Source organism: Desulfosarcina ovata subsp. ovata, assembly GCF_009689005.1.
Taxonomy (GTDB): domain Bacteria; phylum Desulfobacterota; class Desulfobacteria; order Desulfobacterales; family Desulfosarcinaceae; genus Desulfosarcina; species Desulfosarcina ovata.
Genome location: NZ_AP021879.1, coordinates 7157840 through 7181312 on the forward strand (window position 1 = coordinate 7157840; position 23473 = coordinate 7181312).

Here is a 23473-nt window from a genome sequence, read left to right on the forward strand (position 1 = left end):
CATTGATTTGGGGCGTAAAAATGTAGCCATGTAATAATTCATATAGTGCAAGTTAGGCCTTGCGTGGACAGTCGTATTCGTGGTATAGGGTAGCCATGCATATCGAGATCGTTCCTAACCGTGGATCAAAGCCCGCCATCTTGCTCCGTGAGTCCTATCGGGAAGGCAAGAAAGTCCGAAAGCGCACCCTCGGCAACATTTCCAAATTGCCGATGGAACAAGTGGAGCAGATTCGACAAATCCTAAAGGGCGGAACACTCAAGGTACTCAAGGTACTGGGGTCGCACCAAATTAACCATTTGACATAAATAGATAAATGGTGAAAAAATAACCTCTGAAAACGTCTTAGGAGATCACTTTTGGGGGTAAAAAACCTATTTTAAGCGAATATGAGCGATGGCACGCGCTTATCGACATTTTATACCGGGATATATTTGGCATATCACCCACCGATGCCATAAGAGAGATTTCCTTTTAAAGTTTGCCAAAGATCGCAACCGTTGGATCGAACTCTTTTACGAGAAGCCATAGAAAACTACGGAAATGAGGATGATAATCCGCAGAAGATAGCCGAGGTTAAAATATCTTGGGGCAATACTTTTCCTTGGATTTTCCAGTCAGGATCTTAAAATGGTGTTTCTGAGGTCAAAACATGCCATCTAACCCATCTTTTCCGCTTGAATTTAATATTTACTGTAATTTCTAATAGTTGAGTCATACGCTAAGGCGTTTATGGCACTACTTATTTTTTATACCTCATATTTTACCACTTTTCCTGGACTATGAGGTACACCCAGTGCATCATAAATTTTTAGTTGACGAGACTCTGCTTTTGTGCTTTTTCTAACATGTATTGTCTCGCCATTTTTACTTCTCATTACTGCTGTTGTTCGATTTTGGCCGTCTAATTCTTTTCTCAAATCGGACCAACTTGTATGAATCCCATTTTCTTTAAGTCTAAACCTGATTGTATGAACGTGGTGATAAGCTAATAATGTGATAAAGAGATGTCCTTTTACTCTCCTCGTTATTTGATGAAACACCGGCCGTAAACCCAACTCCGATTTTAAACTTCGAAATACAGCTTCAAGATCAGTCAACATCGTATATGTACGCCAAAGAATAGTTTCATCCAGATCGTTCAAGTTTGTTCTCAAACAATAAACGCCTGGATTTGAATCTGAAGAGTCAGAATTTTTTTTTATCTTCCAGGTAATCTTTGTCGCCTTCTTTGATCCTTTATCTTTATGGATGGTAATCTCATAATTTTTAGCAGCTTTGGTATATTTTTGTTTCAGCCGTCCTACTTTTTCAACAACCTTCTCATAAATCTTTAGCCGACCTTTTTGATTTAAACCATCGTTCAATGATTTTAAGTCTGCTTCAAATCTTTCTGAAAATCGATTTTGAATGCTCTGATCCTTTTTTTCTCGCTCACTTGAATGACAATAAATTTCAGTCTCTTCTGTTTCCTTGACATATTTTTTGTACGCTTTAACAATGTAATCCTTATCTCTTTTTACTTCAACAGCTTTATCATGATCAAATTCTCTATATCTTTTCCTGCTGACAACAAGGTATCGGTAATGATTCGCCTGCAACCATTGTACATTATCGTTTGTTGCTATCCCGGCATCCATTACGACAACTGGTTTCTTTTTATCAAAAACACTCATCTGCTTATCGTCTTCTAATGAACTTTCTGATGGTTTATTCAAGCTTGAAATCATTTCTTCCAGTGTTGATGGCTCACTAACGTTTCCGGAAAATATTTTACTTCTTCTTGGAAAGCCGCTACTGTCCAAAACTAAAGCCAAAGTTACCAAGGGACAGTCTGAGCGTTTTTCTTTTGATTTTCCATGCTTGCCAAGTTCATTATACTTACAGCTTCCCTCAAAAAATGTGTTTGTCAAATCATAAAGTGTAATTATTTCTTCAAAACCAAACAAAAAACGTTCTCGGTTGTATAAATGCCTTTCAATCGCTTCTTTGTCTTTGTAAATACGGTCAGATATTTCATAGATTCGTTTTAGCGACATACTTTCATAGTCATAGCCGATTAATTCGCCTAAACCGCTTCGATTTTGCAGCCAGTGGAATAATAGGGAATAATAGGGACGTCTCTAATTATCTAACCAACTTGATTTACCTCTCAACATTTGCGATGAAAGGTGCCATGCCACGGTTAGCCCGATTAGACGCTCCCGGGATTTTGCATCACGTGATCATCCGGGGGATCGAAAGAAAAAACATTTTCCGGGATACGACCGATAAGAAGAATCTTGTCGATCGGCTTGATCAGTTGGTTCCGCAGACGCAAACGAGTTGGGGGGAGTTGGGGACAGCCATAAAAATATAAGTTTCCCATAAAGAAGACTGACAAACGGCGGTTGAGGAACTCATTTTCTCCTTTAACCGCCGTTTTTTTCAAACGCATCGGGCATCAACCGGGCGCCGTGGATGACGGCCAGGACGTCGATCCGGTCCTTCTTGATGCGGTAGATGATCCGGTAAGGGTTTTCGATCAGCTCGCGGACATCCTCGGCCGGATATTCGGGGACCCGACGGCCGGAAAGGGGCTGGTCGGCGATCTGAGCGGAGCGGCGAGTAAGCCGGTCCACCATCTGCCGGGCATAGGTGGGCGAGTTCAGCGTGATGTATTCATAGATGTTGGCCAGATGCTCGATGGCATTGTGGGTCCAGTGAACGTTCATGCCGGCAGGCCAAACCGTTTGCGGACCGCCTCCACATCCACGGTACGCCCCTGATCGCTGTCCTTGATCCCGGCTTCGATGGCCTGGCGCACGTAAATCCGATACATCACATCATCCCAGGTGGCGGTGTCGGGCAGATTGTCCACCAGCCGGTGGGCCTGTTCCTTTATGCTTTGCGGTTGCATGCGATCCTCTCCTATTGTGACGCGTAGGCCTTGCGGGCCTTGGCGTCCCTCAAAAAGCTGTCGAGCACGGTAACGATGGTTTTGCGGTCCTCCGTATCCAGGGCCTGGATCTCCATGATCCGTTGGAGCATGGCCTTGTCCCTGATCTCCGCTGTTCTTCCCGTATCGTCGACCAGATAATCCAGGGTCACCTCGAAGGTGTCGGCCAGCCGTTTGGCCACCTCCACCGACGGCGTCATCTCCCCCCGTTCATAGCGGCCCACAATCGGCCCGCTGGTACCGATCTTTTTGGCCAACTGCTGTTGGCTCCATCCATGCTGCTTGCGCAGCGCCTGTATCCTGTCACCGATTGCCATTTCGTCACCTAAAAATGTCGCCTGTCCTGATTTTTGCCGTTTCCAGGCCATTATTTAGCAACGAAAGGTTATAGTCAATCCCCATAGGTGCTTGACGGTCTGGCACCGATCCGTTATTAACAATACGTATTGGTGACAATGCATCTTTTTTCAAACGGTGAATAATAGGGACATTCTCTCATTATCCAGCAATTGTAATTTTGAAATGGCTCTCTTTGCTACCCAAACAGAAGTTTTTTTCAATCAAAGTTCGATGCATTTATTTTCTTTATTATTTCAAAATGTTCTGGACACAGAAGCTTGTAATGGATATAAGAGGGTGAATACTCATCCACTTTTACCAAAAGCGAGCCAGGGCCATGCGATTGCCAGAACAAGAAGAAAACCGCATCCTACTTGAAAGGAAACATGCAGAATTCACATTTGACAAAGTGATCCAATTTTTTCGCCAAACTATTTCTGCATTTCCTGACCGGCGCATCGGCACTAATACCAGCTACAGCATAGAAGACGCAGCCCTGGGAGCTTTTTCTGTTTTTTTTACCCAAAGCCCATCCTTTTTAGCCTTTCAATCCGCTATGCAGCAAACAAAAGGCAAAAACAATGCGCAATCACTTTTCGGCCTCACTCAAATTCCCTGTACCAACCACATCAAAAGTTTAATGGACGAGGTCCATCCCTCTTATGTCACGCCCGTGTTCAAATATCTTTTCGACGGATTGGAAAAATCCGGTCATCTGGACGGGTTTCGCTCATACGACAACAATTTATTGGTTGCCTTTGACGGAACGCAGTATTTTGCTTCAAATACAATTCATTGTGATAATTGTAGTCGCAAGCACCATAAAAATGGAACCGTAACCTATTCGCATTCAGTCGTGACCCCGGTGATTGTGGCACCGGAAAACAATAAGGTGATTGCTTTGCAACCGGAATTTATTACCCCCCAGGATGGCCATGATAAACAAGATTGCGAAAACGCGGCAGCAAAACGCTGGATCGATCAATATGCGGCGGAGTATCAACCTTTTGGCATCACTGTATTGGGCGATGATCTATACTGTAAACAACCGATTTGCAAAAAACTATTAGATCAAGAACTTGATTTCATTTTGGTCTGTAAACCCGATTCTCATAAAACCCTTTACCAGTGGCTGGATGAATTGGACGCCATGCAGACCATCGAAACCGTGGTGGAGAAGCGCTGGACCGGCAAAACCCATGAAATCGATACGTATCGCTTTGCCAACAAACTGCCGCTACGTGATAGTGAAAACGCCATTGATGTTAATTGGTGCGAACTGACAACAACCCTGCCCGATGGAAAAATCGTGTACAAAAACGCATTTGCAACCAATTTTGAAGTTTCAAAGAGCAACGTCAAGCAAATTGTCAAAGATGGCCGAGCACGCTGGAAAGTCGAGAACGAAAATAATAATGTTTTGAAAAACAGAGGCTATAATATTGAACACAACTTCGGTCACGGGAACAAGCACCTTTCATCATTATTGCTGACCTTCAACTTGTTAGCCTTTCTGTTCCATACCGTTCTTGAACTGATGGATGAGAAGTACAGCTTGGTTCGTGCTGAGTTACCAACGCGCAAAACCTTTTTTGACGATGTGCGCGCTTTGACGCGATATATGTATTTTCCCAGTTGGGAGGCGATGTTAACTTTTATGATGCGAGGCCTGGAGATCGAATACGTAGACACCAGTTAAAATCCTTGGCAGATTTTCACATCAAACCGTACGAGTTCCTTTATTAACCAATGGATAGGTTTGATCAAAATTTCTGATACAGAGAGCCAAAAATGAAAAAATTCATCGGCTGGCTAATTGCGTACAGTTTTGTTTCACTTTTTGATCATAACCTGAACTAAATTTTTCGAAGAACTGATCGAATTGCCATGCTGGTACAAACCTGAACCGCATAATTACAATTGCTGCTCATTATCTAACCAACTTGATTTACCTCTCAACATTTGCGATGAAAGGTGCCATGCCACGGTTAGCCCGATTAGACGCTCCCGGGATTTTGCATCACGTGATCATCCGGGGGATCGAAAGAAAAAACATTTTCCGGGATACGACCGATAAGAAGAATCTTGTCGATCGGCTTGATCAGTTGGTTCCGCAGACGCAAACGAGTTGGGGGGAGTTGGGGACAGCCATAAAAATATAAGTTTCCCATAAAGAAGACTGACAAACGGCGGTTGAGGAACTCATTTTCTCCTTTAACCGCCGTTTTTTTCAAACGCATCGGGCATCAACCGGGCGCCGTGGATGACGGCCAGGACGTCGATCCGGTCCTTCTTGATGCGGTAGATGATCCGGTAAGGGTTTTCGATCAGCTCGCGGACATCCTCGGCCGGATATTCGGGGACCCGACGGCCGGAAAGGGGCTGGTCGGCGATCTGAGCGGAGCGGCGAGTAAGCCGGTCCACCATCTGCCGGGCATAGGTGGGCGAGTTCAGCGTGATGTATTCATAGATGTTGGCCAGATGCTCGATGGCATTGTGGGTCCAGTGAACGTTCATGCCGGCAGGCCAAACCGTTTGCGGACCGCCTCCACATCCACGGTACGCCCCTGATCGCTGTCCTTGATCCCGGCTTCGATGGCCTGGCGCACGTAAATCCGATACATCACATCATCCCAGGTGGCGGTGTCGGGCAGATTGTCCACCAGCCGGTGGGCCTGTTCCTTTATGCTTTGCGGTTGCATGCGATCCTCTCCTATTGTGACGCGTAGGCCTTGCGGGCCTTGGCGTCCCTCAAAAAGCTGTCGAGCACGGTAACGATGGTTTTGCGGTCCTCCGTATCCAGGGCCTGGATCTCCATGATCCGTTGGAGCATGGCCTTGTCCCTGATCTCCGCTGTTCTTCCCGTATCGTCGACCAGATAATCCAGGGTCACCTCGAAGGTGTCGGCCAGCCGTTTGGCCACCTCCACCGACGGCGTCATCTCCCCCCGTTCATAGCGGCCCGCAATCGGCCCGCTGGTACCGATCTTTTTGGCCAACTGCTGTTGGCTCCATCCATGCTGCTTGCGCAGCGCCTGTATCCTGTCACCGATTGCCATTTCGTCACCTAAAAATGTCGCCTGTCCTGATTTTTGCCGTTTCCAGGCCATTATTTAGCAACGAAAGGTTATAGTCAATCCCCATAGGTGCTTGACGGTCTGGCACCGATCCGTTATTAACAATACGTATTGGTGACAATGTATCTTTTTTAAAGGGGGTGATTATTTGATCAGCCTTGAGACCACGGACATTTTCCGGGGAGCGTTCTTTCTGGCCAGCGGCGGCGACCTGGCCGGGATCCGGGTCGGGCGGCATGGCAAACGCATCGCCACGTTCTTGATCACCGGGCATGGCCTGGACCGCCTGGACCGGGACTATCGTTCCGGACGGGCGCGGGTCAACCCGATACAACTGCGAGAAAGCCTGAACCACCTGCGGGACGCGATGTTCGAAAAATGCGCGAGAGCGAGAGGAGAACGAGACATGGCCATCGCCAAAGAGAAGATCGAGGCCATCAAACATGGCGTTGATCTGATGGCCCTGGCCCGCTCCAGGGGCATCGAACTTAAGAAAAACGGCAAAAGCTTCCTTGGCCTTTGCCCCTTCCACGACGATACCAACCCTTCTTTATCGATCAATCCGGATGAAAATCTGTTCCAGTGCTTTGGCTGCGGGGCTGCGGGTGATGTGATCCGGTTCGTTGAACTGTTTGACAAGGTGGTGTTCCCGGAAGCGGTCAACCGCCTTTCCGACAGCGATGTAAAATCCTCCAAGGCAAGGAAGGCCGCTTCCGGCAAGAAGGCGTTGTCCGTCAAGGACCGCAAGCTGCTCTCCCGTGTGGTGGGCTATTACCAGCACAAAAAAACTGGGGTCGGACCAAGCTGGATTCCCAATTGGCGCGGTTCTAGGTCAAAAACAGGGTCGTTTTACGGTCTTAAATCGATGTTTTTGGGGCCGGAAAGAGCGTTTTGTTGGTTTGGGGACGCCCAAGCCAACCAACTGAAATAAGGTAAATAATGTTTTAAAAGTAGGCCTATTTACTTACATTTCGCACGAGTGAAACGGTAATTATCAAATTTATTGCTCAAGGCGGGGCAAGTCTATAACATATTGAAAAAATGAATTAAATAAGCACTGGACAATTCCGGCCTTATCTGTTATGCATACAATGTATGAGGCTGGTAAAATGATTCCTTCATCTATATCCAAGCGCCTCATAACCGAGACTACGGAGGCGTTATGGAGCAATTTGAAACTCGATTCAAGCAAGTTGATGTATTGCCAATGGTCAAGTATTTCATGGATCAGCTTGACCTTTTCAACCTTTTTTCCAAGTATGTTCCGGCATCCGACGGAAGTCTTGCGGAGCATGCGCAAAGCTTGTGTATCTTAATTGCCAACATCATATGTGACAACAAACCACTATACAAGATTCAAGAATGGTTGTGCCAATATACAGATGGACTTGTAACAGAACCGGTCGAGCCAAATTTTTTTAACGATGATCGTCTTGCCAGGGCACTATCAGCATTATTTCATGCAGACCGCCATACGCTGATGACCGAGGCTTCTTGCAATGCCATATCGGTACACCAGTTACTTACGGAGGAAATACATAATGATAGCACATCCGTGACTTTCATCGGCAAATACAAAACTCCCGATCCGGAAGCGGTCAAGCTTAAGCATGGGCACAACAAGGATTTTCGACCCGATTGCAAACAAGTTGTATTTGGTCTGAATATCACGGCGGACGGACATGTTCCACTCAGTTATCAGCTATTTGACGGGAATACGACCGATGATGTGACCCATATTCCCAACTGGAACGGCCTGCGCACATTGTTGGGAAAAGAGGATTTCATTTACATCGCCGACTGCAAGTTGAAAACCGAAAAGAATCTAAAGCACATCGCTGGTGAAGGAGGGCTGTTTATCACCATCGTTCCGAAGAATCACAAGGAATACATCCAGTTCATCAAATATCTGAAAAAAAACGAAGTGCCTTGGGAAGACGCCGTTAGCGTTGAAAACTCACGGAAGAAAGGTGAGTTTACCGTTTACCGCACCTATGAGACCGAACTGACCGAAGAAGGCTTTCGGGTCATTTTTGTTCACAGCAGTTCCAAACAAAAAGAGGACGAAGCCAAAAGACAGAAAAAGATCGATAAGGCCATTGAACAGTTAGAAAGCCTGTCACCTAAACTCAATGCGTATCATTTGAAAACCAAAAGGGAAATCAAGGCCGCTATCGATAAGATTGTCAAGGATGTTAAAGAGTTTGTAGAGGTCCGGATAGTAACCGATCGCAAACAGATCAAGGTGAAAGTATCTCCCGGCAGACCGTCTCCACAAAGCATCTACAAAAATAAATGGAAATATACCCACCGCATTGAGTGGCAGTTAAACGAACAATCTCTTACCGAAGCATCGCGAACTGATGGCGTTTTTCCCTTGATTACTAATACGCAGCTTGAAGCCAGTGAGGTATTAGGAAAATATAAAAACCAACCATTCCTTGAAAAACGGATGTATACCAAAAAATCGATTCTGGAAGTAGCGCCTGTTTTTTTAAAAAAGGAGCACCGTATTGAAGCCATGCTCTTTTTATATTTTATAGCCTTGATGATTGTGTCCCTTATCGAACGAAAGATACGGATGAATATGACAGCCGAGGAGATAGACAAGCTGCCCATATTACCCCAAGGGATGAATACAAAAAAGCCGACTTGGAATAACATCCGTTATTTCTATCGTAATGTCCACTTCTCGCAGATAATCCGGAATGGCGTATGTATACAATCAGTGGTGAAGGGAATCGGTGACATGCACAAACTTATCAACCGGTTGTTGGAGATACCCGAGGCGATCTACAATTATTTTCAAGATGGCTGGTGGCAATTTAAAGCTACCTGATTGATTTTAAAAAACAAAAACATAAGAAAATTAAAAAATTATTCGCCCGCCATGCGAAATGTAAGTATTTAGGGCCAATATTGCGATTTTCAGGGTCAAAAATCGAATTATAGGTAGATTACATTTCAATGGGGGAAAACCGGAACCATAAAAATATAAGTTGAGACCTCTTTTGTTCATTTTTATTTCAGGGTTTCGACAAACCGGGATCGAATAATAATCGTATCTTTGGTGATCAGGGGGGGTGGGGGAGATATATGGCGGTGGCGGCGACAACCTTTTCCCCCACACCCGGCGTTCCTACCTTATCGCCGTGACCGGGCTGGCAAGACATTACCGGACGTCGCCGGAATTCATCACCAACAAAATGATCAAGGATTATCTGCTGCTTCTATGATGATAATCGATAAAATGAGAACGGCGGTGGGTTTTGATCGTACAGGTATTTCCAAAATTAAAAATACAGCTCTATCAAGAGCGGGATTGCTGAGCAAAAGCCGGCGTTCTCTGTGGATATCATTGGCGGTTCTGCAGTTTCATAACCCCACCACTCGGGACGTTGATTCTTGTGGAGTCTGATGCTCCTCCGAGGGGTGTTTGAAAGCTTTTCTTATTTCCTGGGCTTGTCCAGGTAGTCTATCCCGGATTCGTATACCTCCTTGAGCTTTAGCTCAATCTGATCGCAGAGCGTTTTCAGGACCTTAATTCGGGCGAAGTGCTTGTTGTTAGCCTCCACCAGGATCCAGGGCGCAAGCTGTGTACTGGTTCGATCAACCATGTCGCAGACTGCCTGTTCGTAAAGTTCCCACTTCTCCCGGTTGCGCCAATCCTCTTCGGTGATTTTGTATCGTTTAAAGGCGGTCTTCTCCCGATCCTTGAAACGGCGCAGCTGTTCATCCTTGGTAATTGTCAGCCAGAATTTGACCACCAGCAGGTTGTGGCGTACCATCTGCGCCTCAAAGTCGTTGATTTCGCTGTAGGCCCGCATCCAGTCGGCTTCAGCGCAGAATCCTTCCGCCCGTTCCACCAGCACCCGCCCATACCAGGAACGGTCGAAGATGGTCACCCGACCCTTGCGTGGCAGGTGACGCCAGAAGCGCCACAGGTAGGGGTGGGCCTGTTCCTCGTCGGTCGGGGCGGCGATGGGGATGACCTGGTAGTATCGGGCATCCAGAGCCCCTGTGATACGGCGAATACTTCCCCCCTTACCCGCAGCATCATTGCCTTCGAAAACGGCAATCACGGATATATATTTAAACTTGGGATCGCGGGTGAGTTCGTTGAGCCGGGCCTGGTATTTTTCGAGTTTGGCCTTGTAATCTTTTTTGTCCAGGGACTGGGTCATATCCAGGGTCTTGAGGATATGCAGGTTATCAATGGGCAGGATCAGGGGCGGGGCCAGGGACTTGGGCATGGGGCTGTTGACCCGCTCCAGTCGGTCATGGATGGCCTTGAGGATGGTGTTGCCCACGGTAAGACTGCGATAACGGTCATCTTCTCCCTCAACGATCAACCAGGGAGACTCGGCGGTACTGGTATGACGGATGACGACCTCATGCACCTTCCTGAACTTGTCGTACTGTTTAAAATGTTTCCAGTCACGCTTGCTCACTCGCCAGCGGGTGAGCGGATTTTTCTCCAGTTCCTTGAACCGTTTCCTCTGTTTTTCCTTGGAAAGATGGAGCCAGAATTTGATGATCAGCGCACCCTCGTCCACCAGCATTTTTTCCAGCCGTTTGGCCCGCTCCAGGCTCCGTTCGAGATCCGCGGTCTTGGTCCTGCCCTTCACACGGTTGATGATGGGCCAGGTGTACCAGGAGCCGAGGAAAACGCCAATCTTGCCCTTGGGCGGCAGGGCCCGCCAGAAGCGCCACATCATTGGCCGATCAAGTTCCTCGTCCGAGGGCTCGCCCATGCCGTGGGTCTGGATATGGCGCGGATCCATCCACTCGTTGATCAGGTTGACCGTAGCTCCTCGACCCGCTCCGTCCAGACCACCGATGAGAATGATCATCTGAAAGGCACCAACCTCCGCCAGTTCCAACTGTACATCGAGGAGGGCCTCTCGCAGAGCTGGAACTTCCTTCTCATACACCGATTTTTTGACCTTATGTCCCAATTCCGCAGATTCAAACATGAGCGCCTCCTTTTACTGCCCCTTGAAGTGAGGATTCCATCGATGGGCCCCATGATGACGCCCAGCATCACTGCACTGAGGATCATCCATTTTTTTCTATCGCCCTGGGGGACAGATATCGAAGTCTTTTCGGTCATCACCGTTTCCTTATATGAGTCCCAAGCCTGTACAAGTAAACTTGATATCCGCGCATCCCCACGCTATCCATGAATACATTCCGTTTCGGGAGCCTATCGGTGGGACATCATTGAAAAAGGAAATATTGGTTAAATCCTATTTCGAACGGCAAAGAATCGCAATCGATTTTTGCTCGAACGGGTTCATTGCTAATCTCATAAAATTAGGTGCTTCAGAATAAGCGTGCATTTGTCGGCCAAACACCGACACATAAATCAGGTATTATCCGACTGTGAGTTTTTATCTCTGTGATTATTTTTCCATTAAGCAATGAAAACCGAACAAAGGAGAAATTTTTATGGAAATTCCTGTCGGCGTAGACGTGATATGCGGCACAGCGGTATGTGGCTGCTCGAAATACCTGGTGATCAATCCGGTCAATGATCAAGTGACCCACCTGGTGGTTGCCGAAAAACTCCCTCCTCATACGGAGCGCCTGGTGCCGCTTGACTACATCCTGTCGTCCACCGCGGCGTCCACCCAACTGCGGTGCAGTCCAAGCGAGTTTGCCGATCTTGAGCCTTTCATGAAAAACGACTACCTCAACCCGCTTGAGTTGGTAGATGTGAGGGCTTACAGAAATTCCGTCGTGCTCTGGCCTTACGGCGCCCATGGCAAGCCCCAGGAACTGGAAAACGAAACGCATTTCCCACCGGGCGAAGTCCTGATCCGCCGGGGTTCGCGCGTGAACGCCACCGATGGCAAAATCGGCAAGGTGGATGAATTGCTGATCAACCCCCTGAACGACCAGATTTCACATATCATCATGCGCGAAGGTCACCTTTGGGGGCATAAGGACGTTACCATTCCGGTTTCCAAAATCGAGAAGATTGCCGATGGCGTCGTGCACCTGAAGCTGGACAAGCAGACCGCCGCCACCCTGCCGGGAACGCCCATCCACCGTAAATGGAAATAGGGCGGTCCCCCGTTCCCACAGGACCGACCGTGATGCATACGGGGCGACCCACCCGGCCGAGTTCATCGCGGTGATCACCGAGGCTTTTTTCGAAAACCGCTCCAGTTGAAAGCGTACCATCCGGCACTTTACGAGCAACTGATCCTCTTTTACCGTTAGGATCCGATGGAGCGATTGGACACGGAGGAAAACATGGAACCTGAAGAAAATTTGTCGCGATCGTGGGATTCATCTCGGTTGGAACGATGGCGGCAATACAGCGTTAATGCTGGTGCTGGAATGGCCGCAGCGGGTGCGGTGAAGCGTAGCGGTCTGCGCCACTTTCAGTCCGGCCGGTTTGACGCCGGAAGCGCAAAGTGAGGACCTCTCCAATGGAGCGGGCGCAGATGAAAACCGTTAATCTGAAGCGAATCATCCCCTTTTTCGGGCTGGCGCTTTTTATTCTGGCCGTGGGAGTCCTTTACCATCAGCTGCATACCTATCGATTGCACGATATTATCGTTCAGGTAAATGCCATCTCCCCGGCGCGCATCGGATGGGCGCTGGTGTTTACGGTGTGCAGCTACCTGACGATGACGGGCTATGACATGCTGGCGCTGCGTTATATTCAGCATGACCTGCCCACGGCCAGGACGGTCCTGACCGCTTTCGTGAGTTACGCATTCAGCAACAACGTCAGCCTTGCCATGGTTGCCGGGGCGTCGGTACGCTACCACCTCTACAGCGCCTGGGGACTTTCCGCGGTGGAGATCACCCAGGTCGTACTGTTCTGCTCGGCCAGCCTTTGGCTGGGCTACTGTGCCCTGAGCGGGTTGGTGTTCACCTTCCAGCCCCTGTCCCTGCCTCAGAGCCTGCACTGGCCCCTGTCCACGATGCAGCCGTTGGGCATTCTGCTTCTGGCGCTGACCGTCCTTTACTGGGGACTCACCCTTTGGGGGAAGAAGCCGTGGACTTTCAAGGCATGGCGTTTTGTCTCCCCGAACTGGAAAATATCCGGCGTCCAGATCGTGGTTGCCGCCGCGGACTGGCTGCTGGCCGGTGCCGTTCTTTATGTCCTCTTGCCGGCGCCGTTTCCCATGGGGTTTGCGCATTTCCTAGGGATTTTCCTGATTGCTCAATCGGCCGGGATCATCAGCCAGGTGCCCGGTGGCCTGGGTGTCTTTGAATCGGTATTGCTGCTGTTGACCCCCGCGGCCCTGGATGTACCCCAAGTTTTGGGGACACTGGTGGTCTACCGGGGCATCTACTACCTGCTGCCGCTTTTGGTCGCCGCTGTTTTATTGGGGATTGAAGAGTTGCTGCGGCAGCGGGTGTTGTATACCCGGATTCAATCCCTGGCCGCGGGTGCCATGGAAACGCTGTTCATTCCGCTGCTGAGCCTGGTCGTTTTTGTGGGCGGTGCCATCCTCATGTTTTCCGGCGCCATTCCGGCCGTTTCCCAACCGCTGGCCTATATGAATTCCGAGCTTCCATTGCCCTTTCTGGAGTTGTCCCATTTTCTTTCCAGCCTGGTCGGCATGGGACTGCTCCTGCTCGCCCGGGGGCTGCAGCGACGACTGGACGGTGCCTATGTACTGGCCCTCGGCCTGCTGGCGCTGGGCATTGTGACCTCATTTCTCAGGGACTTTGACTACGGGGCCACCGCCGTTCTTCTGGTGGTTCTGCTGGTGCTGCTTCCCTGCAGACGGTTCTTTTACCGCCGCGCCTCCCTGTTGTCGGAAACGTTCACCTTCGGTTGGCTGGTCGCCATTGCCATTGTGCTGATATCCTCCATCGAACTGGGCCTGTTTGCCTTTCGCCATGTGGAGTACCGGCATGAGCTGTGGTGGCAATTCAGCGCGTCGGAGGCGGCACCGCGGTTTTTAAGGGCAACCGTGGGGTCGATGGCACTGGCGTTGGGGGTTGGCATCGCCAGACTGCTGCGTCCGGCGCCCTATCGTCCGGCACCGGCCGGGGTCGCCGTTCCGGAATCGGTTGCGGCCATTGTACGCCAATCTCCTTCCTCGACCGCCAACCTTGCTCTCCTCGGCGACAAGCAATTTTTGTTTAACGCAAATCGTCAGGCGTTTATCATGTTCGGCGTGGTGGGAAAAACCTGGGTCGCGATGGGTGATCCGGTGGGGCCGCCTGAAGAATGGTCCGAACTTCTCTGGCAATTCCGGCAGGCTGCCAGCGACCACGGTGCCCGTGCCGTTTTTTATGAGGTGGGGCACGAGCACCTCCATTTCTACATCGATATGGGACTGTCCTTGCTCAAACTCGGTGAGGAAGCCCGCGTGTCCCTGGACGATTTTTCCCTGGAAGGCCGGGCCCGCCGGAAATTGCGGTACATCCACCGTAAGCTGGTCAAGAGCGGATATGGTTTTGAAATCGTCGAACCGTTTTCCATCGGGGCTTATGCGGATACGCTGAGAGCCATCTCCGACGCCTGGCTGAAGGAGAAAAATACCCGTGAAAAAGGATTCTCGCTGGGTTTTTTCGATCCGGCATACCTGCAGTACTTCCCCGTGGGTCTGGTTCGATTCCAAAATGAGATCATCGCGTTCGCCAATATCTGGCAAAGCGATGGATTCCATGAGCTTAGCGTGGATCTGATGCGTCACCGGCCCGACGCACCCAACGGGGTGATGGATTTCCTCTTTGTCGAAATGATGCTGTGGGGCAGGGCCCGGGGATTTCATTGGTTCAATCTGGGACTGGCCCCATTAAATGGAATGGAAACCAAGGACATGGCCCCGTTTTGGCATCGCTTCAGCGATTTCGTGATGCATATCGGTGATCATTTCTACAACTTTCAAGGGCTGCGCGCTTATAAGGAAAAATTCAATCCGGTATGGCGGCCCAAGTACCTGGCTGCCAGAGGCGGACTGTCATTACCGCGCACCCTGACCGACATCGGCGCCCTGATATCCGGCGGTCTGAAGGGCATGCTGTTGAAATAGCGACCGGCAAAAGCAGGGCCCCGGTTCCCATGCGGCCATCTGAAACGCATCCGGTTGATCCGGAAAACGATGAGAAAAACACCAGGAGGTGCCGAAATGTTATCCCAAAAGAGTCACAAGACCACTAAGATCATCATTTTAATCCTGCTTGCGGTTCTACTTGTTCTGTCCATCGTCTATGTGCTGGAAAAGCTTGTGGACATCTGGTGGTATGGTGCGCTGGGATACGAATTCTATTTCTGGCAGCGACTTTTTTACCGCTATGCGGTCTTCATCGGGGTGACCCTGATGTTTTCGGGTTTCTTTTTTTTGAACCTGCATATCGCCTCGCGGGTCCTCCGGAAACCTGTTGATTCCGCCGATTGGCACCAGGCAGACCTTCCGCCATCCGCCAAGTGGTATCACCGCTTCCGCACGGGATCGCTGATCGTTTCCATTCCGCTTGCCCTGGGGCTGGCGATACTGGTCGCGATGCCCCTTTTCCGACACTGGGAACTATTTCTGTTTTACCTTTTCGGGCCCGGCGCCGGTGTCAACGAGCCCGTATTCGGCAAGGATGTCGCCTATTTCCTTTTCTCGTTTCCCATCTACCGAATGCTTCAACCCTCTCTGCTGGGCAGCTGCATGATCCTGTTTCTGGGGCTGTCCCTGCAATACTGGACTGAACAGAAGCTGCTCGCCCGGCAGGATCGGCGTCTGCCGGCCGCCGCCAAATGGCACCTCAGCTTCATCCTGCTGATCATTTTCCTGATCGAATCCTGGGACTTCATTCTGCAGCGCAACGAACTCGTTTACCGGACCGGCAACGCGCCGCTATTTTTCGGACCGGGATTCATAGATATGAATTTCACCGTGCCGTTGATATGGTTGCAACTGGCCTTCTTGACGGCATCCATCTTTTGTCTGCTTCTGGCGATCCACTACAACAACGGCTTCAAATGGTTTGCCGGGCTGCTGGTGGGATTCTTTATCGTTGTGGGCGCCAGACATGCCCCCCTCCTGCCCGAACTCATCAAAAAATACATCGTCAATCCAAACGAGTTTACCCGTGAGGAACCGTTCATTGCCAACAATATTCAATCGACCCTGCAGGCCTATCGTCTCGATAATGTCGAGGTTCGCCATTTTTCACCCGAACGGGTTCCGGCCCATTATGACGACCCCCAGGTCAAAAGCGTGCTCGATAACATCCCCCTGTGGGAAAACCATGCATTCAAGCCCCTGATCGAGCAGCTTCAGGACCTGCGGCCCTACTACACGTTTTCGACAGTGACCGTCGACCGATATACCGTCAATGGCAAGTATGCGCAGGTCCTGGTGGGCCCCCGGGAGCTCGATTCCCAGAACCTTCCGGCCAATGCGAATAACTGGATCAACCGTCACCTGACGTATACTCACGGCTACGGTGCGGCCATGGCCCCGGCAAACCAGGGGGGCGGCGAGCCCATGGCGTGGTTCATGCACGATATTCCCATTCTCTCCGACTACGGGATGACGATCCAGCAGCCGGAAATTTACTACGGATTAAAAACCGATTCCTATGTCATCGCGCCCAACAGTACCGGTGAAATGGGGTACCCCAAGGGGAACGACAACGTGACGGTCAATTATCAGGGCGAGGGAGGGGTCCCGTTCTCCTCGCTGCTCCGCCGGATGGTCTTCTCCTGGCACTTCAAGGACCGCAATCTCCTGTTCACCACCCGTACGACCGACCAGAGCAAGATCCTTTTCCGGCGCAATATCACCGCGCGGATTCAGACCCTGACGCCCTTTCTGATGCTGGACAGCACCCCATACATGGTGGCAACGTCAAAGGGAATTTTTTGGATCCAGGATGCATACACCACCTCCAATTGGTATCCTGACGCCGCTCCGATTGAATTTAAAGGCACTCGTCTCAACTATATTCGCAATTCGGTCAAGATTGTCGTGGACGCCTTCAACGGAACGGTGGACTACTACATTTTCGACACGCAGGACCCCATCGTGCGCGCCTACGACCGCATCTACCCGGGCCTTTTGAAGGACAAGGCGGAAATGCCGGCGGACATCCGCGAGCATATCCGCTACCCTCGCGACTTTTTCGACATCCAGATGCGCATTTACACCAAATACCACCAGACCGATCCCAAGGTTTTCTACCAGCAGGAAGACGTCTGGGCATACGCGGAGGTCATCGCCAAAGACGCCAATACGACGATGCAGCCCCGGTATATGACCCTCAACCTGTTTCAACCCGATAAACTCGACTTCCTTTTGCTCATGCAAATGAGTCCCAAGGGCAACACCAATCTGCGGTCGATGGCGTTTGCCGGCTGCGATGTCGCCAACTACGGGAAAATCGTCGTTTACGATTTCCCCAAAGGCGAACTGGTGTTCAGCCCGACACAGACCTATGCCATCATCAATGAAGACCCGGATATCGCCAATCAGTTCACCCTTTGGGATCAATCCGGATCCAAAATCATCCACGGACGCGTGAGCATCCTGCCCATCGGCCGGACCATATTTTACATCCAGCCGATATTCCTGAAATCCTCCTACGAGGTGCAGATTCCTGAACTGCAGCGAATTATCGTCAGTGAAGGTCAGGTTGCCGTCATGGAACCTTCGATTGAGGAGGCCTACAAAAAGCTCTTACAGAAAACGAGTGTGGAAATGGAGCAATTGGATAACCGGTATCCGGTACTTGCTCCCGGGAACCGCTAATGCGCCACGGGCCAAACCCCCTGCTCCCTTTCGTTACCGGACCTTGCTCATTGAGGCATCGCAGGTAACTCAGGTTTATCGAAATCGAAATCGAAGTCGAAATCGAAATCGAAGTCGAAATCGAAATCGACGATGTATATTGGAATTACTGGTTGACAAAAGAGCAATAGACGGTTCCCGGTTTTCCAGTTTCCCATGTCGCTGACTACCATTGACCGCAAGTCGCTAAACATCCAGTCTGCATGCCTCCGTCCCATTTCTTTTCGATTTCGATAGCGATCCCGATTTCGATTTGGATCAGAGTAACGATCCGTACGCGATCGCCCTGTAAGGCACATCACATACCAAGGTTACTTGCGATTGCCCTGGACCTTGCTCATTGAGGCATCGCAGGTAACTCAGGTTTATCGAAATCGAAATCGAAATCGAAGTCGAAATCGAAGTCGAAATCGACGATGTATATTGGAATTACTGGTTGACAAAAGAGCAATAGACGGTTCCCGGTTTTCCAGTTTCCCATGTAGCTGACTACCATTGACCGCAAGTCGCTAAACATCCAGTCTGCATGCCTCCGTCCCATTTCTTTTCGATTTCGATAGCGATCCCGATTTCGATTTGGATCAGAGTAATGATCCGTACGCGATCGCCCTGTAAGGCACATCACATACCAAGGTTACTTGCGATTGCTCTGGACCTTGCTCATTGAGGCATCGCAGGTAACTCAGGTTTATCGAAATCGAAATCGAAATCGAAATCGAAGTCGAAATCGACGATGTATATTGGAATTACTGGTTGACAAAAGAGCAATAGACGGTTCCCGGTTTTCCAGTTTCCCATGTAGCTGACTACCATTGACCGCAAGTCGCTAAACATCCAGTCTGCATGCCTCTGTCCCATTTCTTTTCGATTTCGATTTCGATAGCGATCCCGATTTCGATTTGGATCAGAGTAACGATCCGTACGCGATCGCCCTGTAAGGCACATCACATACCAAGGTTACTTGCGATTGCTCTGGACCTTGCTCATTGAGGCATCGCAGGTAACTCAGGTTTATCGAAATCGAAATCGAAGTCGAAATCGACGATGTATATTGGAATTACTGGTTGACAAAAGAGCAATAGACGGTTCCCGGTTTTCCAGTTTCCCATGTCGCTGACTACCATTGACCGCAAGTCGCTAAACATCCAGTCTGCATGCCTCCGTCCCATTTCTTTTCGATTTCGATAGCGATCCCGATTTCGATTTGGATCAGAGTAACGATCCGTACGCGATCGCCCTGTAAGGCACATCACATACCAAGGTTACATGCGATTGCCCTGGACCCCGCTCATTGAGGCATCGCAGGTTTGGCCGGAATGGTGTATAATGGCGCAAGGATCGAGGCGACCGGTTGACAGTTCCCCTTATACGGAAACGCTGTTTTTTTATCCGGGGCCGATGTGGATGGCGATTTTCATTTTTCGGATGAGTCATGGAATCCAGCGATATGAATGGGACAAAGACTTCCAGGGGCCCCGCCCGGTCAGACGGGAAGGCATCCTCCCGTCCAAAGAACCGCACGTTCCGCAGCGTATTTGAAAACACCGGTACCGGAACGATCCTTATCGAAGCGGACATGACCGTCGCCATGGCCAATGCCTGCTTCGAATGCCTCTCGGGAATTACCCGGGAACGGATTGAGGGCCGGATGAAACTCATTGATTTCATCCATCCGGAGGACCAGGCCCGGGTGGAGGGGTTTCATGCCGGACGCCGACAGGGCCATTCTGTGCCCAGCGATTATGGGTGCCGGCTGATTACCTCCCACAACGGCGAACGGCACATGGCCGTCAGGGCACAACTGATCGCCGGCACCACCAGAAGCGTGGTTTCTTTCATGGATATCACCGATCTGGTGCAATCCAAGGAGGCCCTGGAACGCAGCAAAAAATGGCTGGTCCGTCTCATGAACAACCTGCCCGGCATGGTCTACCGATACAGCATCGACGCCGGCTATCGGTTTCAGTTCGCCAGTCAGGGTGGTTACGGCCTCACCGGATATCGGCCCGGCCAGCTCACCGGCGACAGAGGACCGACTTACATCGACCTGATCCATCCCGATGACCGCCGGGAGGTTCTGGCGTCTGTTGAAACGGCCCTCGACCGGGAGACGCCTTTTCAGCTCACCTACAGGATTCAAACCGTTTCGGATGGGGAGAAATGGGTTTGGGACCAGGGTGCCGGCGTACGGTCTCCCGAAGGTGGCGTTTTTGTGGAAGGATTCATTACCGATTTCACCCTGTTCAAACAGATGGAGGATGAATTCCTGCGGCGGGAGGCCCGGTTAAAAAACGAAAACGAGCAGCTCTGGTCGTCGGCTGCCGGGGTGTACGGTTTCGGTGACCTGGTGGGCAAAAGCGACGCCATGCGCCAGGTTTACGGCATGATCGCCAAAGCGGCGGAGATGGATACCGCCGTGATACTCTATGGCGAGTCGGGCACCGGCAAGGAACTGGCCGCCAGAAGGATCCATGCCATGAGCAGCCGGCGCAGCCATCGTTTTGTGGCGGTCAATTGCGGCGCCATTCCGGAATCGATTTTTGAAAGCGAGTTCTTCGGATACAAGAAAGGGGCCTTCAGCGGTGCCATCAAGGACAGCGAAGGGCTGCTGGACACGGCCGACGGCGGCACCCTTTTTCTGGACGAGGTCGGTGAGATCAGCCTCGCCGGACAGGTCAAGCTGCTCCGGGTTATCGACCAGCTGGGGTATACGCCGGTGGGCGGTCGCCGGGAAAAGCATCCCAACCTGCGCATCATCGCCGCCACCAACAAAGACCTGAAGCAATTGGTCAAAAACGGAGACATGCGCGAAGATTTCTTCTTTCGCATCCACATCTTTCCCATCCACATGCCGCCGCTGCGCTCCAGGAAGGAAGACCTCCCCCTTTTGATCGACCGGGTCATTGAAACCTGTCCCCATGACACGGTGCCGCCTCCTGCCGGTTCGGTCCTTCGTCAGCTGATGGCGTACGACTGGCCGGGCAATGTCCGCGAGCTGAAAAACACCATCCAGCGTTACCTGCTCACCGGCAGGATCGACTTTTTTACCACAGAACCGGCCGCCGCCACGACTCCCCCTCCTGACGCCAACGCACCGCCCATGCCGCTGAAAATGAAAATGCGGGAGTATGAAAGCGAGTATATCCGGCAGGTGTTGGACAAACATCATTGGAACCGGTCGAAGGTGGCGAAAATGTTGGGTATCGACCGAAAGACCCTCCTGCGCAAAATCCGGGATTTCAATATCGACTGATTCGGCGGTTTTCTTTTTTGCCTGCCCGCCCAAGACCGCTCTTGAATGCGCCAGTTTGCGACATTTTTGCCACAGTTGCGCCTTTTGCCAGTATATCGAGTAGTTATCATTCTTTCCCCCCTTTTGGCGATGCATTTCGGTTCCGTTTTGGCCATCGGCAGGTACCGGAAATTGCGATAATAGCGTACAAGATGGGGCCCACCGCCCCGTGGCATACTCATTGCTCATCCATTCCCTATAGTATTTAAGATAATGTTTTTGGCAAGGCCAGAGGGAGGAAGCCGTATGGTAATACTGCGACGGCCGATAACGCAGCCCAAAAACATTATCTTGAATGCTATAAACAAGCCGATTCGGCATGACGCGATGGCAACATCTTGGTTCAGGGGGAGATTTAGGATCGGGAATTTTATTAACTAAAGTTTCCCCTTTTTGAAAGCAGCCCGGCGGGGTGAGTACTACTGAAGAATATTAATATTTCCTGTAATAACAGATGGTTAGCAAAATGGCGGTCGCCTGTAACCTATTGAAATCATTACAGATATCGGGACCGATTTTTGGCAATATGATCAAATATTTAGTTAATACAGTATGTTAATGTTGATTGCGAGGCTCGGTTGTGGTATGTTTCTTCTTCCACAAACAAACAACCCAACCGGAGGCCTCGCATGCTTATCCTACACGACATCCTTGAAAAACTCAAAAACGAATTTGCTCAGTCCAGTAAAGGTCAGGAACGGGGAATATGGTTCGTATACACGATCGTGGCGATCATTGTTCCTTTCGCCTCATCGAGGACCTCAAACATTCTACGGTGCTTGAAGACGGTGTTCGGCTTTTCCGGGATCAGTCGTAAAAAGTTCTATACCTTCATGGCATCCCCACGGATTCCATGGCAACGGTTATGGCCCACGCTGTGGAAATTGATTCCGCTGCCAACGACCGGTGGGCGGTTAATGCTGGCTCTGGATGACAGTATCAACGCCAAGACAGGCAAGAAGATTTTCGCCTGCGACAAGGTTTTCGATCATGCTGCCAAGCAAAACCAGTCCAGGTATCCGTGGGCCCAGAACATCGTTGCTGTGGGGTTGTTGAAGATGATCAAGGGACGTTGGGCCTGTCTGCCGCTGAGTTATCGTTTCTACCTCCTGAAGAAAACCATCGAACGAATGAACCGTGACAGCAATGGACCGGAAGTGACATTCAAGAGCAAGCTTGCCATGGCGGTCGACATGATCGGTGAGATTGCCGCGGTGTTTCCCAGAAAACGGATTGTCATCATCACCGACTCATGGTTCGGCAATGGCGGCCTGTGGAAGCCATTGAAAAAACAGTTGGGCATATGGGTGGATATGATTTCCAGGCTTCGATCCAACAGCACAATATTTGAACTGCCGCCACCTCCGACCGGACGACAAGGCCGCCCGCGTAAATATGGCCGCAAGCTGGGGAATGCGGCAGCGTTGGCCGTTCGATTCAAATCGCTGGCAAAAGAATACATCGTCAACCTGTATGGCCGCAACCGGAACATCGTAGCCTATGAACGCGTGGTGATGCTCAAGACCATCCGATGTGCGGTCAAGGTGGTCTGGGTCTATCGTAAGACACAGTGGGTGGCACTTTATTCCACCGACCTGTCCCTTTCGGCTGAGCAGATTATCGAATACTATGGGGCCCGCTGGAAGATCGAAGCCTTATTCAAGGAATTGAAAAACGACATCGGCAGCGCTGACACGCAAAGCCGTCATCCGCAGGCCGTCAGCAACCATCTGCACTTTTGCATGCTGGCGACCACCGTCGCCTGGATTTACGCCAGCCGGGTCGAGAAAACGCCATCTCGCCGGCATGCCGTCGGCGGCCGCCGTCATTTTGCCTTTTCGGATGTCCGCCGATCCGTTACAAAGGCCGCGATGGACAAGGATTTTGGTAGGCTCTTCCCGGTGCCACGCAAATCCGTCTTTAATTCTCTCGTGGACGTACTGCTGCGCATGGCGGCTTGATTGAATTTAGGAAACTTTAGTTATTAATTGAACAAAATTGCTTGTTCTTGCGCCCGTCTTCCGCGTTGCATCAACGGCCACATACTCTCAGTATGCAACCGTTGATGC

At 50.5% G+C, this 23473-nt stretch carries 19 protein-coding genes and 1 pseudogene; 10 read left to right on the top strand and 10 right to left on the bottom strand.

Annotated features, from left to right (window positions below; translation table 11 throughout):
• Positions 1–749: 749 nt before the first annotated feature.
• The 5 genes from GN112_RS34720 to GN112_RS31360 form a co-directional block, all read right to left on the bottom strand.
• The gene (locus GN112_RS34720; protein ID WP_155313741.1) at positions 750–2090 is read right to left on the bottom strand and encodes an IS1634 family transposase; all 1341 of its coding nucleotides are present in this window, start codon (positions 2088–2090) and stop codon (positions 750–752) included.
• Between the two features lie 104 nt (positions 2091–2194).
• On the bottom strand, positions 2195–2437 hold the full coding sequence (locus GN112_RS31345; RefSeq protein ID WP_155313742.1) for a hypothetical protein: 243 nt from the start codon (positions 2435–2437) through the stop codon (positions 2195–2197).
• The gene (locus GN112_RS31350) at positions 2412–2714 is read right to left on the bottom strand and encodes a type II toxin-antitoxin system RelE/ParE family toxin (protein WP_155313743.1); all 303 of its coding nucleotides are present in this window, start codon (positions 2712–2714) and stop codon (positions 2412–2414) included. The genes GN112_RS31345 and GN112_RS31350 overlap by 26 nt, the downstream gene beginning before the upstream one ends.
• Positions 2711–2899: a hypothetical protein gene (locus GN112_RS31355; RefSeq protein ID WP_155313744.1), complete on the bottom strand. Its 189-nt coding sequence runs from the start codon at positions 2897–2899 to the stop codon at positions 2711–2713. Before GN112_RS31355 ends, GN112_RS31350 begins: the two co-directional genes overlap by 4 nt.
• Before the next feature lie 11 nt (positions 2900–2910).
• Positions 2911–3255 (bottom strand): helix-turn-helix domain-containing protein, encoded by a 345-nt coding sequence (locus tag GN112_RS31360; protein WP_155313745.1) that lies wholly within the window; start codon positions 3253–3255, stop codon positions 2911–2913.
• A gap of 359 nt (positions 3256–3614) precedes the next feature.
• Between GN112_RS31360 and GN112_RS31365 the strand changes: the two genes are divergently transcribed.
• Positions 3615–4976: an ISNCY family transposase gene (locus GN112_RS31365; RefSeq protein ID WP_414736118.1), complete on the top strand. Its 1362-nt coding sequence runs from the start codon at positions 3615–3617 to the stop codon at positions 4974–4976.
• A gap of 298 nt (positions 4977–5274) precedes the next feature.
• Here the strand turns inward: GN112_RS31365 and GN112_RS31370 are convergent, their stop codons facing one another.
• The 4 genes from GN112_RS31370 to GN112_RS31385 are packed head-to-tail and all read right to left on the bottom strand — an operon-like array spanning position 5275 to position 6335.
• Positions 5275–5517 (bottom strand): hypothetical protein, encoded by a 243-nt coding sequence (locus GN112_RS31370; RefSeq protein WP_155313742.1) that lies wholly within the window; start codon positions 5515–5517, stop codon positions 5275–5277.
• On the bottom strand, positions 5492–5794 hold the full coding sequence (locus GN112_RS31375; protein WP_155313743.1) for a type II toxin-antitoxin system RelE/ParE family toxin: 303 nt from the start codon (positions 5792–5794) through the stop codon (positions 5492–5494). The genes GN112_RS31370 and GN112_RS31375 overlap by 26 nt, the downstream gene beginning before the upstream one ends.
• Positions 5791–5979, bottom strand: coding sequence for a hypothetical protein (locus GN112_RS31380; RefSeq protein WP_155313744.1), 189 nt, complete (start codon positions 5977–5979; stop codon positions 5791–5793). The genes GN112_RS31375 and GN112_RS31380 overlap by 4 nt, the downstream gene beginning before the upstream one ends.
• An 11-nt stretch (positions 5980–5990) precedes the next feature.
• Positions 5991–6335 (bottom strand): helix-turn-helix domain-containing protein, encoded by a 345-nt coding sequence (locus tag GN112_RS31385; RefSeq protein ID WP_155313746.1) that lies wholly within the window; start codon positions 6333–6335, stop codon positions 5991–5993.
• Between the two features lie 166 nt (positions 6336–6501).
• On the opposite strand from GN112_RS31385, the gene GN112_RS31390 reads away from it, so the two are divergent.
• From GN112_RS31390 to GN112_RS31400, 3 genes are all read left to right on the top strand, one after another.
• Positions 6502–7284, top strand: coding sequence for a CHC2 zinc finger domain-containing protein (locus GN112_RS31390; RefSeq protein ID WP_155313747.1), 783 nt, complete (start codon positions 6502–6504; stop codon positions 7282–7284).
• Positions 7285–7515: 231 nt separating this feature from the next.
• Positions 7516–9192, top strand: coding sequence for an IS1634 family transposase (locus GN112_RS31395; protein WP_155310853.1), 1677 nt, complete (start codon positions 7516–7518; stop codon positions 9190–9192).
• A gap of 244 nt (positions 9193–9436) precedes the next feature.
• Positions 9437–9589: a hypothetical protein gene (locus tag GN112_RS31400; protein ID WP_155313748.1), complete on the top strand. Its 153-nt coding sequence runs from the start codon at positions 9437–9439 to the stop codon at positions 9587–9589.
• 213 nt (positions 9590–9802) lie between these two features.
• Here GN112_RS31400 and pap read toward each other — a convergent pair whose 3' ends face one another.
• Positions 9803–11329: a polyphosphate:AMP phosphotransferase gene (gene pap, locus GN112_RS31405; RefSeq protein WP_155313749.1), complete on the bottom strand. Its 1527-nt coding sequence runs from the start codon at positions 11327–11329 to the stop codon at positions 9803–9805.
• A gap of 475 nt (positions 11330–11804) precedes the next feature.
• Here pap and GN112_RS31410 point away from each other — a divergent pair, with 475 nt between their 5' ends.
• The 6 genes and pseudogenes from GN112_RS31410 (at position 11805) to GN112_RS31435 (ending at position 23365) form a co-directional block, all read left to right on the top strand.
• Positions 11805–12422 carry a PRC-barrel domain-containing protein gene (locus tag GN112_RS31410; protein ID WP_155313750.1) on the top strand — a complete coding sequence of 206 codons (618 nt, stop codon included), beginning with the start codon at positions 11805–11807 and terminating at the stop codon, positions 12420–12422.
• Between the two features lie 28 nt (positions 12423–12450).
• A pseudogene (locus GN112_RS35510) lies at positions 12451–12531 on the top strand (zinc-dependent peptidase); the annotation flags it as partial.
• Positions 12532–12808: 277 nt separating this feature from the next.
• Entirely contained in the window at positions 12809–15364 is a 2556-nt protein-coding gene (gene mprF / locus GN112_RS31420; RefSeq protein WP_162459206.1) for a bifunctional lysylphosphatidylglycerol flippase/synthetase MprF, read from the top strand.
• Between the two features lie 96 nt (positions 15365–15460).
• On the top strand, positions 15461–18073 hold the full coding sequence (locus GN112_RS31425; protein WP_155313752.1) for a UPF0182 family protein: 2613 nt from the start codon (positions 15461–15463) through the stop codon (positions 18071–18073).
• Positions 18074–19544: 1471 nt separating this feature from the next.
• Positions 19545–21365: a sigma 54-interacting transcriptional regulator gene (locus GN112_RS31430; protein WP_155313753.1), complete on the top strand. Its 1821-nt coding sequence runs from the start codon at positions 19545–19547 to the stop codon at positions 21363–21365.
• Between the two features lie 668 nt (positions 21366–22033).
• Positions 22034–23365 (top strand): IS701 family transposase, encoded by a 1332-nt coding sequence (locus tag GN112_RS31435; RefSeq protein WP_155308529.1) that lies wholly within the window; start codon positions 22034–22036, stop codon positions 23363–23365.
• Positions 23366–23473: the final 108 nt, after the last annotated feature.

Excerpts from the sequence above, each read along its gene's own strand:
- GN112_RS31410 (WP_155313750.1), top strand. The coding sequence starts at position 11,805 with ATGGAAATTCCTGTCGGCGTAGACGTGATATGCGGCACAGCGGTATGT.
- GN112_RS31375 (WP_155313743.1), bottom strand. The coding sequence starts at position 5,794 with ATGAACGTTCACTGGACCCACAATGCCATCGAGCATCTGGCCAACATC.
- GN112_RS31425 (WP_155313752.1), top strand. The coding sequence starts at position 15,461 with ATGTTATCCCAAAAGAGTCACAAGACCACTAAGATCATCATTTTAATC.
- GN112_RS31435 (WP_155308529.1), top strand. The coding sequence starts at position 22,034 with ATGCTTATCCTACACGACATCCTTGAAAAACTCAAAAACGAATTTGCT.
- GN112_RS31385 (WP_155313746.1), bottom strand. The coding sequence starts at position 6,335 with ATGGCAATCGGTGACAGGATACAGGCGCTGCGCAAGCAGCATGGATGG.
- GN112_RS31380 (WP_155313744.1), bottom strand. The coding sequence starts at position 5,979 with ATGCAACCGCAAAGCATAAAGGAACAGGCCCACCGGCTGGTGGACAAT.
- GN112_RS31360 (WP_155313745.1), bottom strand. The coding sequence starts at position 3,255 with ATGGCAATCGGTGACAGGATACAGGCGCTGCGCAAGCAGCATGGATGG.
- mprF (WP_162459206.1), top strand. The coding sequence starts at position 12,809 with ATGAAAACCGTTAATCTGAAGCGAATCATCCCCTTTTTCGGGCTGGCG.
- GN112_RS31430 (WP_155313753.1), top strand. The coding sequence starts at position 19,545 with ATGGAATCCAGCGATATGAATGGGACAAAGACTTCCAGGGGCCCCGCC.
- GN112_RS31395 (WP_155310853.1), top strand. The coding sequence starts at position 7,516 with ATGGAGCAATTTGAAACTCGATTCAAGCAAGTTGATGTATTGCCAATG.
- GN112_RS31365 (WP_414736118.1), top strand. The coding sequence starts at position 3,615 with ATGCGATTGCCAGAACAAGAAGAAAACCGCATCCTACTTGAAAGGAAA.
- GN112_RS31345 (WP_155313742.1), bottom strand. The coding sequence starts at position 2,437 with ATGCGTTTGAAAAAAACGGCGGTTAAAGGAGAAAATGAGTTCCTCAAC.
- GN112_RS31355 (WP_155313744.1), bottom strand. The coding sequence starts at position 2,899 with ATGCAACCGCAAAGCATAAAGGAACAGGCCCACCGGCTGGTGGACAAT.
- GN112_RS31350 (WP_155313743.1), bottom strand. The coding sequence starts at position 2,714 with ATGAACGTTCACTGGACCCACAATGCCATCGAGCATCTGGCCAACATC.
- GN112_RS31370 (WP_155313742.1), bottom strand. The coding sequence starts at position 5,517 with ATGCGTTTGAAAAAAACGGCGGTTAAAGGAGAAAATGAGTTCCTCAAC.
- pap (WP_155313749.1), bottom strand. The coding sequence starts at position 11,329 with ATGTTTGAATCTGCGGAATTGGGACATAAGGTCAAAAAATCGGTGTAT.